Source organism: [Flexibacter] sp. ATCC 35208, assembly GCF_001975825.1.
Taxonomy (GTDB): Bacteria; Bacteroidota; Bacteroidia; order Chitinophagales; family Chitinophagaceae; genus Chitinophaga.
The window spans coordinates 123,180-138,987 of the sequence record NZ_MTKN01000015.1 but is presented as its reverse complement, the minus strand read 5'-3'; the positions used below and the strand labels follow the sequence as shown (position 1 = coordinate 138,987).

General features: G+C 43.0%; 14 protein-coding genes. 12 read left to right on the top strand and 2 right to left on the bottom strand.

The features are described 5' to 3' along the window. Positions 1-332: 332 nt before the first annotated feature. Complete coding sequence (locus tag BW716_RS11965; protein WP_083722788.1) at positions 333-1,928, top strand: gliding motility-associated C-terminal domain-containing protein; 1,596 nt, start codon at positions 333-335, stop codon at positions 1,926-1,928. On the opposite strand, the gene BW716_RS11960 is transcribed toward BW716_RS11965, so the two are convergent. Further along, positions 1,900-2,295 carry a response regulator gene (locus BW716_RS11960; RefSeq protein ID WP_083722787.1) on the bottom strand — a complete coding sequence of 132 codons (396 nt, stop codon included), beginning with the start codon at positions 2,293-2,295 and terminating at the stop codon, positions 1,900-1,902. The two genes, BW716_RS11965 and BW716_RS11960, sit on opposite strands and share 29 nt — an antisense overlap. Positions 2,296-2,304: 9 nt before the next feature. After that, positions 2,305-3,042: a sensor histidine kinase KdpD gene (locus tag BW716_RS11955; RefSeq protein ID WP_083722786.1), complete on the bottom strand. Its 738-nt coding sequence runs from the start codon at positions 3,040-3,042 to the stop codon at positions 2,305-2,307. 424 nt (positions 3,043-3,466) lie between these two features. On the opposite strand from BW716_RS11955, the gene BW716_RS11950 reads away from it, so the two are divergent. From BW716_RS11950 to BW716_RS11900, 11 genes are all read left to right on the top strand, one after another. Continuing rightward, positions 3,467-4,153, top strand: a complete 687-nt coding sequence (locus BW716_RS11950) for a response regulator transcription factor (protein WP_083722785.1) — start codon at positions 3,467-3,469, stop codon at positions 4,151-4,153. A gap of 225 nt (positions 4,154-4,378) precedes the next feature. Continuing rightward, positions 4,379-5,110, top strand: a complete 732-nt coding sequence (locus tag BW716_RS11945) for a polysaccharide biosynthesis/export family protein (RefSeq protein WP_235643622.1) — start codon at positions 4,379-4,381, stop codon at positions 5,108-5,110. Between the two features lie 117 nt (positions 5,111-5,227). After that, positions 5,228-7,606: a polysaccharide biosynthesis tyrosine autokinase gene (locus BW716_RS11940; protein WP_083722783.1), complete on the top strand. Its 2,379-nt coding sequence runs from the start codon at positions 5,228-5,230 to the stop codon at positions 7,604-7,606. A gap of 185 nt (positions 7,607-7,791) precedes the next feature. Further along, on the top strand, positions 7,792-8,334 hold the full coding sequence (locus BW716_RS11935) for a UpxY family transcription antiterminator (protein WP_083722782.1): 543 nt from the start codon (positions 7,792-7,794) through the stop codon (positions 8,332-8,334). Between the two features lie 10 nt (positions 8,335-8,344). Then, a complete protein-coding gene (locus tag BW716_RS11930; RefSeq protein WP_083722781.1) occupies positions 8,345-9,364 on the top strand; it encodes a mannose-1-phosphate guanylyltransferase in 1,020 nt (339 codons plus the stop codon). A gap of 9 nt (positions 9,365-9,373) precedes the next feature. Continuing rightward, positions 9,374-10,315, top strand: coding sequence for a GDP-L-fucose synthase (locus BW716_RS11925; protein WP_083722780.1), 942 nt, complete (start codon positions 9,374-9,376; stop codon positions 10,313-10,315). A 38-nt stretch (positions 10,316-10,353) separates the two neighbouring features. Beyond that, a complete protein-coding gene (locus tag BW716_RS11920) occupies positions 10,354-11,688 on the top strand; it encodes a UDP-glucose/GDP-mannose dehydrogenase family protein (RefSeq protein WP_083722779.1) in 1,335 nt (444 codons plus the stop codon). Between the two features lie 29 nt (positions 11,689-11,717). Further along, positions 11,718-12,815 carry a GDP-mannose 4,6-dehydratase gene (gmd, locus tag BW716_RS11915; RefSeq protein WP_083722778.1) on the top strand — a complete coding sequence of 366 codons (1,098 nt, stop codon included), beginning with the start codon at positions 11,718-11,720 and terminating at the stop codon, positions 12,813-12,815. 9 nt (positions 12,816-12,824) lie between these two features. Then, entirely contained in the window at positions 12,825-13,064 is a 240-nt protein-coding gene (locus tag BW716_RS11910; RefSeq protein WP_083722777.1) for a hypothetical protein, read from the top strand. A gap of 242 nt (positions 13,065-13,306) precedes the next feature. Beyond that, complete coding sequence (locus BW716_RS11905) at positions 13,307-14,311, top strand: polysaccharide pyruvyl transferase family protein (protein WP_083722776.1); 1,005 nt, start codon at positions 13,307-13,309, stop codon at positions 14,309-14,311. A gap of 2 nt (positions 14,312-14,313) precedes the next feature. Further along, a complete protein-coding gene (locus tag BW716_RS11900; protein ID WP_083722775.1) occupies positions 14,314-15,804 on the top strand; it encodes an oligosaccharide flippase family protein in 1,491 nt (496 codons plus the stop codon). Positions 15,805-15,808: the final 4 nt, after the last annotated feature.

The following is a 15,808-nucleotide window of genomic DNA, read 5'->3' as shown; positions in this document are numbered from 1 at the left end:
GGGATATCTACGGCTTATAGGCGGATCATATATTTTTTACCTACGGGATAGCCTGAAAGCTATGCTATATTTGCTGTATTACTCAAACAAGGGAATTCTAACAATCTCGTCAGTTCAAGAAAATCACTTCTTAATATATATTTTATTTAAATATATTGTATATTTGTTTTACCTGAGAATGCAATAGCCAATAAACCTTATAAAGGATTCAGAAATTGGGATCACCTCCCAATTTCTGAATCCCTACCTATGAAAATGAATGATTCCTTGCTCCAATACCACGGGCATAGAATGTTGTTGGCTTTTCATCCGTTATTTAAAAATCGTATCCTATGTCATTGCCTGTATTTACAAGAATACGGGTAACACACCGCTATATCCATATAGTGCGTGTGATCACCCGTGTTTTGTGTGTCTTAACATTGAATGTTTGTATGCATCAGATTGCCAGTGCCCAGGTAATTGAGCTGAATAACCCGTCAATGGAAGGAAATATTGGAAGGGATAGTGTGCCTACCGGTTGGATAGCGGCGTCAAACACACCTGATGTATTACCCGGCCCGCTCAACATTTTTAAGCGGCCCTCCGATGGTAAAGCTTATACTGGCCTGCATAGCGGCCCTGCTTACAGGGAGGGGCTTGCACAGTTACTCGCCGCTCCATTGCAGAAAGGACTGGCCTATGTTATCTCTGTAGACCTGGCCTATTCACCAAAATACCTGCAGGCTGCCTGCAATGGTAACCTTACCATTTATGGAGGCAATAGTCCCAGGGATACCGCACAGCGACTCTGGTCGTCCGGTCCGTTTACAGATACGACCTGGAGCCGGTATTATGCCATACTTGAGCCAACAGCTAATTATAAATATATATCCATCTGGGCAGATCCGTCACAGACCTGCACAAAGAGTGATATTGGTACAGCTGTTCTGATTGATAACTTCTCCAACATCCGGCAGGTGATAAAGACTACACTGTCGGCTACGCCGAGTTGTAACAATGCCAGTACGGGTACTATACAGGTCACGCCGGTAGATTATGGTACTACTTATACCTATCTCTGGACACCGGGCAATTACACAACGGCCAGGGTAAATCAATTACCACCCGGTGAATATACGGTAGTCGTCACCGCCGAAAATGGTGCGACGGGGGGAGGCACTGTTACAGTGGGCATGTCTGACCTGACTACGACACTCACAACAATTCCATCTACCTGTAACGGTCGTCACAATGCAGAAATTCATGTATCCGTTTCAGGTGGTATGCCTCCTTACCGGTTTGTATTGGATGATAATACACCTGTAGGCGATTCGGTATTTACAGGGTTAGATGAAGGCAGTTACCAGGTGTATGTAAAGGATGGACAGATCTGTACCGATACCCTCACGGCATTGCTGCGCGACCCCGAACCACTTGTATTGAAAGAAATAACAGTAAAACCCTGTAGTTGTGGTGAAACACAGGATGGAAAAATAGCTTTACAGATTGAAGGCGGCACACAGCCTTACAAATACCGGATAGAAGGTGGCACCTGGCAGCAGGACAGCGTTTTATACTCACTGAGAGCAGGGCACTATATATATGAGGTAGCAGATGCCAATGGTTGTGAGATTGGTGGGAGTGCTAATATCACTTCACCCTTGCATAACTGTATTGTGGTCATGCCGACTGCCTTCAGTCCGAATGGTGATGGTAACAATGACCTGTTCAAACCCAAAGTATACGATTTACTCACTCATTATGAACTAAGTGTATACAACCGCTGGGGAGGCCTGGTATTTCGTACCAATGATCCGCAGGCAGGGTGGGATGGAAGTGTAAAAGGTATCATACAGGATCAGCAGGCATTTGCATATGTCTGCACCTTCGATGACGGGAATAATGAACATAAAGAGTTCAGAGGGTCAGTGGTGCTGATCCGCTAGTGGTTTGTAACAGTTGCTGGATACTGGCATTCAGATTGGCAAACAGGAACGGTTTGTTAATATAGGCCGATGCGCCCTTTTCAATGGCCAGGCTTACTTCTTCAGTGGCGGATCTTGCGCTCAGGATGATGACAGGTATATAGCGTAGTTGTTCATGCGCCCGAAAGGCTTCCAGTAACTGATAACCATTCAAGACAGGCATATAAATATCACTGATCACCAGGTCAGGCAGGTGTTCAGTGGCCATGTGAATGCCTTCTTCCCCGTTACCGGCGGTGATGACCTGATACTGATGTAGTTCCAGCAGGCTTTGTATTGTATCTCTCAAACCTGGTTTATCCTCTATCAATAAGATGGTATGTTGCATAGCTTTTCTCTATAGGGAATCAGAATAATATAGAAAAGTAAGTGTGAATGTACTGCCTTCACCAGCAACACTATTTACAGTAATAGTGCCATTATTTTCCTGTACAAAAGTTTTAACAATTGATAGCCCCAACCCAGTACCTCCTATCTCATTTACATTACTCGCCCTGAAAAAAGGTTGAAAAAGTTGAGGCAGATCATCTGCAGGAATCCCAATACCATCGTCTATGATCCTGATCACTACCTGGTGATGTTCGAAATCGACTTCAACCACCGGGGCTTTCTCTCTTGAAAATTTAAACGCATTGCTCACGAGGTTCACAAAAATTCTGTTCAACTGATTGTAATCAGCATAAATGCCCTGTGGTATACCGCTAACAATAAGTTCGAAGCTACGGGTATCTTCCGGGTCTGCAAAGTAATTTGATCGCAATGTTATAAGCAATTGAACAACATCTACGATTTGTTTATTCAGAGTCATACGACCGGACATAATGGTATTGATGGTAAGCATCTCATCCAGCATATTATTAAGGCGGAAAATTTCGGTGGTGATACGTGATAAATTTTTCTCATAGAAGGCATCCATTTGTTGGTTGCTATGTAGTCTTGCAGCCAATAGTTCTACTGATGCGGATATAGCTGTCAGCGGTGTTTTAAATTCATGCGATGTAATAGCAATAATATTGCTTGCGTTATTAAGTAAGTTCGCAACATCATTAGATGAAGTAGTATCTATATTTTTCATTTGTTTATGGTTAACGTGCAATTGATGAAATGTGGTATACACGATCTGTAGAAAATTGTTTACATGGAAATTAATGATATATTAATCACAATTTCGTGTCTTTGAAATCATCTTTCTAAAACAAGATAGGTAATTACCCCCTAATTTTAAAGTTGAATTGTGTTTTAAAAGAGATTAGTCATAATTTGCCTGTAATATTGAATTGAACAATTTTTTGTCACAGGATGTTATTAAAATAGACACATAGATTTTTTTAAAATAGCTACAGTAGAATAGTGGAAGATTAAGAGTAATGTATAAAGTTCTGTTTAATCATTAATTAAAAATTCATATCCGACACAAATATTCTGGAATCATTTTTGTTCATATAAAATGTATTAGACCATGTCATATTGAAAAAAAAAACCAAGTTAATTAATCACCTATGATCAACATCGGAATTATAGAGGATAACTATTTCCAATTGAATAATTACCGGGAGTTTCTCGAAGATTTTCAAGAGTGTAAAGTTATCTTTGCTTGTAAATCAATGGAGGAGTTCAGAGAGCTTTCCTTTAAAGAAGCAGATGTCAATGTCATTCTTCTAGACATTTCGCTGCCAGGAGAGTCGGGTATACAGGGCATGCATGAATTGCGCCGTATATATCCTGACGCTAAAATCATCGTCTTATCAGGGCATGATGGAAAGCATTATGTTATAGAGTCGATTCGAAAAGGTGCTAATGGATATATCATTAAGACCAGTCGTCTGATGGAAATCTATCATTCAATATTAGATGCCATCAGTGAGGGAAGCACATTGTCACCCAAAGCAGCACATTTGTTGATTAACCATATTAATAAAGATCCCTTAGAAGATATAAGACACAAGCTGACAAAGCGGGAATATGAACTACTCGCGTTGCTCAAAGAGGGCTACTCATATAAGGAGATGGCAGACAAGTTGTTTGTAACTGTCTTTACTGTCAACCAACATCTCAAAAAAGTATATCAAAAGCTGAATGTTGCTACAAAATCGGAGTTGATTTCAAAAATCTGGTCGAAAAGTCTTTGTATAGCCTTTTTATTTGTAGGTTTTGCAGGATTTTGTTCAAATCAGTTTTTCGCATGATAAATCGTGTGGCTTGAATAAGCACTACTATAATAAGTAGACACGTTTTGGGTATATCATCGAATTATACTCTAGTAAGTAATAGTGCTTTAGGGCATGATAAACTAATATTGTACTACGGAAAGCGAGGAAGAAAAAACCTTCAAATATTAAATTGGAACAATGTTTTTAAGTAAGGATTATTTACCCCGATTTTTTTTCCCGGTCCTTATCTGCTGTTTCTTTATGTCTTGTGTTAGTACAAAGCAGTCAGTATATTTTCATGACTTACCTGACACTGTATTGGCACCCATAAAAGGAAATCTTGAGCCGGTTATTCAGAAAAATGACATTCTGCAAATCACGGTTAGCTCAATGAACGTGGAGGATGCAGTTATCTACAACACGCCAAGTATGGCCGCAGTGGGAGGTGTCGCCAGCAGCGGCCCTCAGGCAACCGGATTTTTAGTAGACGATTCAGGATATATACAATATCCCGTATTAGGCCAGGTAAAGGTCACGGGTCTAACCAAGGCCCAGTTGTCAAAATCAATACGGGATCAACTCACGGAACGTAAATTGCTCGTAGACCCGGTGGTGAGTGTTCGGTTTTTAAATTATCGTGTAACCATTATAGGCGAGGTCGCAAGGCCCCAGGTAGTAAACGTTGGAAGTGACAGGGTCACTATTCTCGAAGCACTGGGATTAGCAGGCGATATTACGGTATTCGGGAAGAAAGAGAACGTAATGCTGATTCGTGAAAGTGATGATGGGACCAGAACTGTGAAAAGGCTCAACCTGAATGACCGGTCACTTTTATCATCGCCTTATTATTACCTGCACTCTAACGATGTAGTGTATGTGGAACCTAATAAGGCCAAGGTGGCAAGCACCAATACGGCGCGGCAGATAATACCGATTGTCCTTAGTAGTCTCTCACTGGTGGTAATTATTTTAGATCGGTTAGTCTTTAATTAGAATATAAAAATATATCGACATGATTTATCGGAAAACCATGTGACGAGATTAGATTGGTCGTGCTGATTGTAATGTACTTATTAACCCCATTTTTTATTAAATAGTTGGCTGAATTACATGCAAAGAAAGAAAACAGATATTCGTAAACAGCAGGAAGATCAGACTGATCTGCTGGATCTGCTTAGGAGCCGTTATCAGCCTTACTGGCCATTATTTGTGCTTGCTGGTCTGATTGCGTTTGCTGGTGCCTTTGTATACCTGAGATATGCTACTCCTGTATACAAAGTGACAGCTGCATTGCTCATAAAAGATGATACGAAGGGTATGGATGGCTCAGTGCTTTCTTCTCTGGATATCTTCGGATCAGGCAAGCAAATAGATAATGAAATCGAAATACTTAAGTCCAAAACACTTGCCAAACAAGTAATTCAGCACCTGAATCTTTATGGCGAAGTAGTAGATGATGGCAAGATCAGGGATGTGGTAGTCTATCACCAGACACCCGTGAGAATGTTATTTCTGGAACCAGATCATATAGCGCCACTTGAGAACAGAAAGTTGCCGCTCAAAGTAAATGATGCTACCCAACAGGTGTCTATAGGTAATATTACCTATCACATGGGTGACACTGTTCAAACACAATGGGGTAGGATGATTTTCCTACCTGGCAATGTGAAAGATGATGTCAGGCACAATTATTTTTTGCATGTCTCCGGAGATAAAATACTTACTTTACAAATGATAGCTAATCTCAAAGTAGGACAGGCTAATAAACAAGCGAACGTGATCAGCCTGGAATACAATGATGTGGTACCTGCCAGGGGCGAAGCTGTGCTGAATGAATTGATGAAGGTATACGATGCTGCAGCCATCGGTGATAAGAATAGGATGAGTGCTAAAACCATGGCATTCGTAGAAGAACGCCTTCGGATCGTGACCAATGAGCTGGGGCAGGTAGAAGGTGAAATCGAAAAGTTCAAAACGAATGAAGGTTTGGTAGATATCAGTGAACAAAGTAAGTTGTTCCTGGAGAGTGTAAAGGAGAATGATACTAAACTGACAGAAGCGAACATTCAGTTGTCCGTTTTAAATTCAATTGAAGATTATGTAAAGGGCAGAAAGGAAGATGAAAATATGGTACCGGCTACATTTGGTTTAACAGATCCTGTGTTGCTGGAACTTGTGAACCGGCTTTCCGAAATCGAAATGCAGCTCGCACGTCTGAAGAAAACGACGGGTGAAAATAGCCCACTGTTATCCAGTCTGCAGGATCAGAAAAAGAAGCTGACACCTGCCATCCTGGAAAATGTGCGCAGTCTGCGTGCAAACCTGGAAGCAGGCAAGCAAAAGCTGATGATAGATAATGTGAAGTATAGCAGCATTCTCAGAACAGTACCCAGCAAAGAAAGAGCACTGTTGTCCATCAGTCGTCAGCAGGTGATCAAAAATAACATTTACACATTCTTGCTGGAAAAGAGAGAAGAAACTGCCCTACAATATGCTGCGGCTATTTCAGACAGCCGTATCGTAGATGCGGCAGAAGCTGATTCCTTCCCGTTCAGTCCAAGAAGGTCAATGATACTTGGTCTTGCAGTATTAGGAGGTTTGGCTGTGGTAGCCGGATTTATATCTGTCAAAGATATATTTAACAGGGAAGTATTGTTCCGTGCTGACATCGAAAAGGCTACAAGTGCACCGATACTGGGCGAAATCATGCAGGACGACAAAGCCCATCCGATTGCCATCACTGATGGTCGACGTACGGCAGTAGCGGAACAATTCCGTGCCCTGCGTACATCCCTCAACTATGTAGGCATTAACGGGGCAAATAAGACCATTATGATTACTTCTTCCATATCAGGTGAGGGAAAGAGCTTTATTGCCATCAACCTTGCTATAAGCCTCTCTTTGATGAAAAAGAAGGTTGTGTTGCTGGAATTTGACCTGCGCAAGCCCAAGGTAAGTAAGATGCTGAATGTACCACATACGCCCGGTATCACCAATTACCTGATCGATCAGGCGGTAATCGGTGATATTCTGAAGAAACCCTTAGAAGGGAATGAGTATTTCTATATGCTTTCATCCGGGGTGGTTCCTCCGAATCCTGCCGAGTTGATCCTGAATGGCAGGCTGGAACAGTTGTTAGCTTCGCTTAGTGCCACTTTTGATTATATCATTATCGACACCGCGCCGGTAGGTCCGGTAACAGATGCCCGCCTGCTGGCACCATTTACAGATGCAACCTTGTTTGTGGTACGCCACCAGCGCACGCCTAAGTTCCACTTAAAAATGATCGACGAATTTTATCATTCGCAGGAACTTGGTAAACTGAATATTGTATTCAATGGTATCAAAATGCGGGGTATACCAGGTTACTCCTATGGTTATGCCAATGGTTACGGCTATGGTTATGGCAATGGTTATGGCTATGGTTATACCGACGAACATCAGAACGGTTCAATAAAGAAGAAAGGATTAAGCCGGCTTTTTAAATAAGCTGCGTTACACACACCAGAACGTTCTGATCCTATACAGATCAACATTTAGAGACATCCATCAAGACACTCATGGGACTGAGGAGGCGAAGCCATGCCTTCTGATCAAAAGACCATGCCCCCCCCTGTCTTTATAAATTCCCCCCCAAATGCATTTTCGATTTTTTAACCGTTAAAACCATTCCCATGGAAAAGAGTCAGAATTTCTGGTATGCAGTGTATACCAAACCTAGATGGGAAAAGAAAGTTGCAGAGTCATTGATTCGTAAACAGGTCGAAACCTATTGTCCCATCAACAGAGTTACTCATCAGTGGAGTGATCGTAAAAAAGTGGTGGAAGAGCCGCTTTTTAAATCTTATGTATTTGTTCGTATTCCAGAGACAATGAAAACGACCGTACGTGAAACGGCGGGTATCGTAAACTTCGTATACTGGCTGGGTAAACCAGCTTGTATTCCTGAACATGAGATTGATCTGATCAAGCGTTTCCTGCATGAATATGACAATGTGGAAGTAGAAAGTTTTCCAATTCATCAGAACGACCTTATCCAGATCACTGCTGGCCCACTCATGCATCAGCGTGGCAGGGTAGTGGAGTCAGGAAGAAATACGGTGAAAGCTGTATTATACAGCATGGGATTTGCCCTTACCGCTACTGTCAGGAAAAGCGAACTGGTGCTTCTCAACAGCAATCAATTCAGGCAACAGCCTTCTAACGTTTCGCTTTAACTCCCTCTCCATGCAACATATTCTCCTTTGTGGTGGGTCTGGTACCCGCCTCTGGCCGCTGTCTAACAAACAGACGCCTAAACAACTATTGCCGTTATTTGACGGCCAGAGCCTCCTGCAACTGACCTGGCAACGCAATGCGTTTGCCTGTGACAGTGTACTGGCCATTGTAAATGAGCAACAGGTCACTACCGTTGCAGATCAGCTGCAAAATTCCGGTGCTGCACATGCACGCTGGATTGCTGAACCTGTAGGTAGAAATACCGCTGCTGCCATTGCTTTAGCTGCCTTCATCGCCGATCCGGAAACAATTCTCCTCATTACACCAGCGGATCACCTTATTGGTACGCCAGATATCTATGCCCAGAACGTGTTCATGGCAGAGAAACTGGCTGCTGACAATCACCTCGTAACTATCGGGCTACAGCCTACCTATCCTGAAACAGGCTATGGGTATATACAATACGATGCTTACGATGTAGTACGATTTACTGAAAAACCGGATATCGTAACTGCCGAAGCAATGCTCAACAGTGGTGATTACCTCTGGAACAGCGGCATCTTCTGTGGAAAAGCAGGTGTATTGCTGGAACAGCTGCAACAATATGCTCCAGCTATTTACACTGCTGCTGCCATTGCTGCTGCTGAATACCTGGAAACAGGCCGCATCCGGCTATCTACCATGGAAGCAATTCCTGCTGACAGTATTGACTATGCAGTACTTGAGAAAAGCAATATTGTAAAAGTGGTACCCAGTACAATGGAATGGAGTGACGTAGGGGGATATGAAGCACTCGCAGATGCACTTGCCAAACACTACCAGTACAGCAATCACCAGGCTGTTTTTATCCAGAGCGACCCTGTGAACAGCATGGTCCTTGGCAAAGATAAACTGGTTGCCCTCGTAGGCGTGGAAAATGTAGTAGTGGTGAACACGCCTGAAGCCCTGCTGATTCTGCAAAAAGGGAAAGGCCAGGAAGTGAAACAACTGCACCAGTGGGTAAAAGAAAACAGACCTGAATTACTTTAAATCAATACTATGCAACTAAACGATAAAATATATATAGCAGGTCACCGCGGCATGGTAGGCGGTGCAATCAAAAAAAGATTGCAGACTTTAGGTTACACCAACCTGCTCACCCGTAGCTCCGTTGACCTGGACCTGCGTAACCAGGCCGCTGTAGATGAGTTTTTTGAAAGCGAACGACCTGATTACGTATTCCTCGCAGCTGCAAAAGTGGGTGGTATCTATGCGAACAACACTTACCGTGCAGAATTCCTGTACGATAACCTGATGATGGAAGCCAACATTATTCATGCTGCTTACAAACACGGTGTGAAAAAACTGCAATTCCTGGGTAGCTCCTGCATCTATCCGAAGATGGCCCCACAGCCACTCACAGAAGATAGTCTGCTTACAGGACCCCTCGAAATGACGAACGAACCATATGCCATCGCCAAGATAGCAGGTATCAAACTCTGCGAAGCTTACCGTGATCAATACGGTTGTAATTATATCAGTGTGATGCCCACAAACCTGTATGGCATCGGTGATAACTATCATCCTGAAAACTCACATGTTTTACCTGCCCTGATCCGCCGCTTCCACGAAGCAAAAGAAGCGGGCAAGAACAGTGTAACTGTATGGGGTAGCGGTACCCCACGTCGTGAGTTTTTGTTTGCCGATGACCTGGCTGCTGCCTGTGTATACCTGATGCTGCACTACGATGGCAAAGAACTGGTCAACATTGGCACCGGCGAAGACCTGAGCATCAAAGAACTGGCTGAAACGGTGAAAGAAGTAGTTTGTTATGATGGCAAAATTGTATTTGATCCATCAAAACCTGATGGCACTCCACGTAAACTGATGAATGTTTCCAAACTGCATAGCCTGGGATGGAAACACACGATTGAACTGAAAGAAGGATTAGTACAAGCATACGCGGATTTCCTCAGGAAACGTCATATGGCCGTTAGCTGAGTTTTTTTATTGCTCACAATGTTAATCAAAGTAAACTGATGAAAGTAATCGTAATAGGCACAGGATATGTCGGGTTGGTGACCGGCGCATGCCTGGCAGAAGTAGGAACAGAAGTAGTGTGTGTGGATGTGAATGAAACAAAAATCAGGAACCTCGATCGTGGTATTCTTCCCATCTATGAACCTGGACTGGAAGAACTTGTGACCCGCAATGTAGCCAATGGCAGACTGTCTTTCAGTACTGACCTGGCAGCGGTGATTCCGGGTGCTGCTGTTGCATTTATAGCAGTAGGCACGCCTCCGGGTGAAGATGGTAGTGCAGATCTGAAATATGTATTGCAGGTAGCGAAAGAAATAGGACAGTCTATGACTGACTATCTCGTAGTGGTGACAAAATCTACTGTACCTGTAGGTACGGCGGTGAAAGTAAACAGGGAGATCAAACAGGCTGTACTTAACCGCGATGAACTCCTTGATTATGATGTGGCTTCCAATCCTGAGTTCCTGAAAGAAGGAGCTGCGGTGCAGGATTTTCTGAAACCTGACAGGATCGTGGTGGGAGTGAACAGTGGTAAGAGTAAAGAGATACTGGAACAACTGTACAGACCTTTTTTACTGAATGGAAGACCGATCATTTTCATGGACATCGCATCTGCAGAAATGACAAAGTATGCAGCGAATGCGATGCTGGCAACGAAAATTTCTTTTATCAATGATATTGCTAACCTCTGTGACCTTGTTGGCGCAGATGTAAACATGGTAAGAAAAGGGATTGGCTCTGATGCACGTATTGGTACCAGCTTTATTTATCCTGGTATTGGATATGGTGGTAGCTGTTTCCCAAAAGATGTGAAAGCACTGGTGAAAACCGGTAAAGATTATGGGCATACGCTGCGCATACTTGAAGCGGTGGAAGCGGTGAATAATGATCAGAAGCTGGTGATGTTCGACAAGATCTCAAATCATTATGATGGTGATTTGAAAGGGGTCGTATTCGGTATCTGGGGCTTATCATTTAAACCCGGTACGGACGATATGCGTGAAGCAGCAAGTATCGTGCTGATCAATGCCTTGCTGGAAGCGGGTGCCATAGTAAGAGTATTTGACCCTGTGGCAATGGAAGAAGCAAGAAAGACATTGGGCGATACGGTGATATGGTGCGAAGATATGTACCATGCGGTGGAAGGTGTGGATGCGGTAGTACTGGTGACGGAGTGGAATGATTTCAGGTTACCGGATTGGAATAAGATGAAGGGGATTGTGGTGTTTGACGGAAGGAATATTTATGACTTGCCTTATTTGAAGAAGAAAGGAATAGTGGCCTACGGTATTGGAACAGCACAGCCGACAGAGATCGAATTTATTACTAAATAAAAGCTTTAATTCTTTAAAAACTATATAATATGAAAGTGGCCTTAATTACCGGTGTTAACGGACAAGACGGCGCCTACCTGTCAGAACTTTTATTAGAAAAAGGATACATGGTACATGGTATCAAACGCCGTGCTTCCCTTATCAACACGGATAGAATCGACCACCTGTATCAGGATCCCCACGATCCGAACGTGCGTTTCAAACTGCACTACGGCGATATGACCGACAGCACTAACCTGATTCGCATCATCCAGGAAACGCAACCTGACGAGATCTACAACCTGGCTGCTATGAGCCATGTAAAAGTAAGCTTTGACACCCCTGAATATACTGCTAACGCTGATGGTATCGGTACCCTTCGTATTCTCGAAGCACTCCGCATCCTGAAGCTGGACAAAAAGACCCGCGTGTACCAGGCCAGCACCTCAGAACTATATGGTCTGGTGCAGGAGGTGCCTCAGCGCGAATCAACACCTTTCTACCCACGTAGCCCATATGCAGTAGCAAAACTATATGCTTACTGGATCACGGTGAACTATCGTGAAGCCTATGGCATGTTCGCCTGCAATGGTATCCTTTTCAACCACGAAAGTCCGCTGCGTGGCGAAACCTTCGTAACCCGCAAGATCACCCGTGGTGTAGCTGCGATTGCACTCGGTCAGCAGGACAAAATGTACCTCGGTAACCTGGATGCACGCCGGGACTGGGGGCACGCAAAAGATTATGTAGATGCGATGTGGAGGATACTGCAACAGGATACCCCTGAAGACTATGTGATCGCAACGGGTATTACTACACCTGTACGTGATTTTGTGAAAATGGCTTTCAACGAACTGGGTATCGAACTGGCATTCTCCGGCAAGGGTGAAAAAGAAGTGGCGATTGTAACTGCCTGCCGTAATAAGGAATTTGTGTTGCCAATCGGTAAAGAAGTAGTAGCAGTAGATGCGAAGTACTTCCGTCCTACAGAAGTAGAATTACTGATCGGTGATCCAACCAAAGCACAGACAAAACTGGACTGGCACCCTAAATATGACCTGCCTGAACTGGTAAAAGAAATGGTAGCTGCCGATATTGAGCTGTTCCGCAAAGATTCTGTTGCACAATTTGAACATCTCATCGGTTAATAAATATATATGGCGAAGCTATTACCGGTAAAGACCAATCTTTCCTTTCTCGATGGCTTTCGTGGGCTGGCAGCTCTGTACGTTGCTACAGGGCCTGCCCCCTGGCTGCTGTGGGAGGGAGGGGAGAGTTTCAGGCAGGCGGGGGATGCGTATGGTGTGATCGGCAAAGCATTTGCATTAGGTATGTCTATGTGCAGGTTTGGACTCGATATACTACTTTTTATTTATTTATTTGATCTGTTTACTTGATAATCTATGTTACTATTATAATTTATTGTAGCATTTTTTTTTAGTGAACTGAATATTACTGCAAACTAACAATGGTTATATCAAAAACCTTTGTATTGTTAGGTTGGCTGTTGCTATTGTCACACTTGTTGGCATATGCTTTACATTGTTTCCCTGAAAAACCTTTTATGTCAACCTTTAAGCGCGTTCTAATCAACCACCCGGAAGTTATGCCGGCGATGGTGAAATAAATATCTATCTATATGAAAATTTTAGTTGAAAATTCTACCTGGAATAACATCGGTGATGGGTTTTACCAGAGTGCACTTTTTGTATTAATTAAAAAACTGTATCCGGAAGCCAATGTATTAATGGAAGAGGGGCCTATCTTCAGAGCATTTCGCCCGAAGAGTGACTGGCAAAGAAAGAATGCCCTTCATATGATGAATCATCAATTTGCTGATCTGCATATTTTTTCAGGTCCTATAATTCGCCAGATACTGACCAATTATAAAGATAAGATCAAACAGATCAAAGAAAAAGGGGAGCAGTATGCACTTGTTAGCGTATCAAGTGCAGGTATCTCAGATTCTTTGCACACTGAAACGGGAGAATTTTTTCAAAAATATCCGCCGTTGTTCTTATCATCCCGGGACCAGGATACTTATCTGAAGTTTAAAGATTATATAAAGAATTCTTACAATGGTATATGCACCGCTTTCCTGGTGAATAAAATGTTGCCTGTAGATACACTGGATAAAAATTTCAAATTTTTTATCAGCAGTTTTTACAGGGAACTGGAACCGGTCTACAAAGTAAATGGAGAGGTGGAAATAACGAACTTAGAGCTGGAGCGTAAAAAGACATTTTGGGGACTCAATCACCGTTTTAGCCGCCACCTGAACCGCTTTCGACCTGTGCAGGAAGCTGTAAAGGAACATAAGATTGTCAGAGTTAACCAGGAAGTGTCTACAAAGTTTAATCATATCAATTTTGCATTACCTAATTCGTTTTTGAGCTATAATCTGCTTTCTTACCTGGCCTTGTATAAATCGGCAGACTTCACTGTATCAGACAGGGTACATTCCTGTGCAGTAAGTCTCGCCTTTGGTAAGCCTGCCCGATTGCTGACCAATAGTCTGAGGGCGGGTATTTTTAACAGACTAGGCTTTGATCATAAGCAGAACAATGGCATCATGTATCCTAATCTTGATATCATTGATTCAGAAGCGGAGAAATTATCTTCATTCATTAAGTCATCTATTTAGTTTTGAGCAAAAAGAATCTTTCCGGAACACATGTATTTAACAGCATCAGCTGGATGCTGATGCAGACAGGAGCAACAAAGTTAACCTCCATCTTAGGTCAGATTGTTTTGGCATGGATGCTGGAGCCGGCGCAGTTTGGTCTTATCAGTCTGGTGTACACCGTCACCAGCATTGGTCTTATCATTCAGCAGTTTGGGTTGAACGATGTATTGATCAGACGGCAAAGGGCCTTCACCAACTGGCTTCCTTTATCCTTTGGCATCTCATGGGTATTCGGATTTGTTTCCTGTATTTTTTTGCTGGTGCTGGGTTATGTTGGAAGTCTGGTGTACAAGGATCATAACATTTTCGTTCTGGTAGCTTTCTATGCATTGACTACACCGTTAGACGCACTGAGTGTAATTCCATTGACCAAGTTGCGCATAGAGTTAGATTTCAAAACGCTCTCGGTAATCCGGATCATGGAGACTGTGCTGACGATGTTTATGACGGTAGCACTGGCTTATATGGGTTTTGGGGTATACAGTTTTGTCATACCACCACTTGTTGTTTCAGTTATCTTTTTGATTGTAAAATACCGTGTTACACACCTGAAGATTCATTTTAATATACACCTGCGCCGCTGGAAGTACCTTACCGTAAGCAGCTCCTGGTCGCTAATAAATTCTATTGTACAGCGGGTCATGGATCAGGCAGACTATATCGTACTGGGGCTTTTGGTGAGTAAGACAATAGTAGGTATTTATTATATGGCTTTTAGCTTGTCGATACAGGTTATTGGCTTTGTGGCCAATAACCTGCCCAGTGTATTGTTTCCAAGCCTGGCTTCGATTAAAGATAGCCAGCGAGCCAAGGATATGTTCAAAAAAAGTGTGACTTATCTGTCTGTATTTGGTGCAGCATTCGCCATCTGGCAGGGAGCTACTGCTTACTGGATCGTTCAGGTGTTTCTCTCTGCAAAATGGGTACAGACCATTTCATTGGTAGAAATACTGTCTGTAGGTATGGCTTTTCGTGCGGTAGCATGGCTCTGGTCTACACCCTACAGGCTAAAAGGGATGTTTGCCGGTATGGCTAGGCAATCCTTTTATGGACTGATTGTCATGGTGATTCTGGTTTTATCTGGTACACTGCTTTGGGGGGTGCATGGCACGGCTGCAGGCGTATCGATTTTTTATATATTTATTAGTCCAATCTGGTTATACAATGGTTTTAAACTTTTGGGTGGTACCTTGAAAGAAACAGTGCAGGTATTTGTGATACCGATTCCTTTAGCGATGCTTTGCTATGGTAGTTGTTGGTATTTCTTCAGATTCCTTTATCTGGGTGCTAACCCGGTCACAGCCATGATCCTTATTTCTGTGGTCGGTTCAGGATTTTATACGGGTGGTATATACCTTGCTATGCCAGATACATTTGCAGAGATCAAAAGATTACTGTTCGAAAAATTCCCCGTTGTCAACGGAGTTAAACGCTTGCTCACAAGGAACTAAATCA

Excerpts from the sequence above, each read along its gene's own strand:
- BW716_RS11965 (WP_083722788.1), top strand. The coding sequence starts at position 333 with ATGTCATTGCCTGTATTTACAAGAATACGGGTAACACACCGCTATATC.
- BW716_RS11960 (WP_083722787.1), bottom strand. The coding sequence starts at position 2,295 with ATGCAACATACCATCTTATTGATAGAGGATAAACCAGGTTTGAGAGAT.
- BW716_RS11955 (WP_083722786.1), bottom strand. The coding sequence starts at position 3,042 with ATGAAAAATATAGATACTACTTCATCTAATGATGTTGCGAACTTACTT.
- BW716_RS11950 (WP_083722785.1), top strand. The coding sequence starts at position 3,467 with ATGATCAACATCGGAATTATAGAGGATAACTATTTCCAATTGAATAAT.
- BW716_RS11945 (WP_235643622.1), top strand. The coding sequence starts at position 4,379 with ATGTCTTGTGTTAGTACAAAGCAGTCAGTATATTTTCATGACTTACCT.
- BW716_RS11940 (WP_083722783.1), top strand. The coding sequence starts at position 5,228 with ATGCAAAGAAAGAAAACAGATATTCGTAAACAGCAGGAAGATCAGACT.
- BW716_RS11935 (WP_083722782.1), top strand. The coding sequence starts at position 7,792 with ATGGAAAAGAGTCAGAATTTCTGGTATGCAGTGTATACCAAACCTAGA.
- BW716_RS11930 (WP_083722781.1), top strand. The coding sequence starts at position 8,345 with ATGCAACATATTCTCCTTTGTGGTGGGTCTGGTACCCGCCTCTGGCCG.
- BW716_RS11925 (WP_083722780.1), top strand. The coding sequence starts at position 9,374 with ATGCAACTAAACGATAAAATATATATAGCAGGTCACCGCGGCATGGTA.
- BW716_RS11920 (WP_083722779.1), top strand. The coding sequence starts at position 10,354 with ATGAAAGTAATCGTAATAGGCACAGGATATGTCGGGTTGGTGACCGGC.
- gmd (WP_083722778.1), top strand. The coding sequence starts at position 11,718 with ATGAAAGTGGCCTTAATTACCGGTGTTAACGGACAAGACGGCGCCTAC.
- BW716_RS11910 (WP_083722777.1), top strand. The coding sequence starts at position 12,825 with ATGGCGAAGCTATTACCGGTAAAGACCAATCTTTCCTTTCTCGATGGC.
- BW716_RS11905 (WP_083722776.1), top strand. The coding sequence starts at position 13,307 with ATGAAAATTTTAGTTGAAAATTCTACCTGGAATAACATCGGTGATGGG.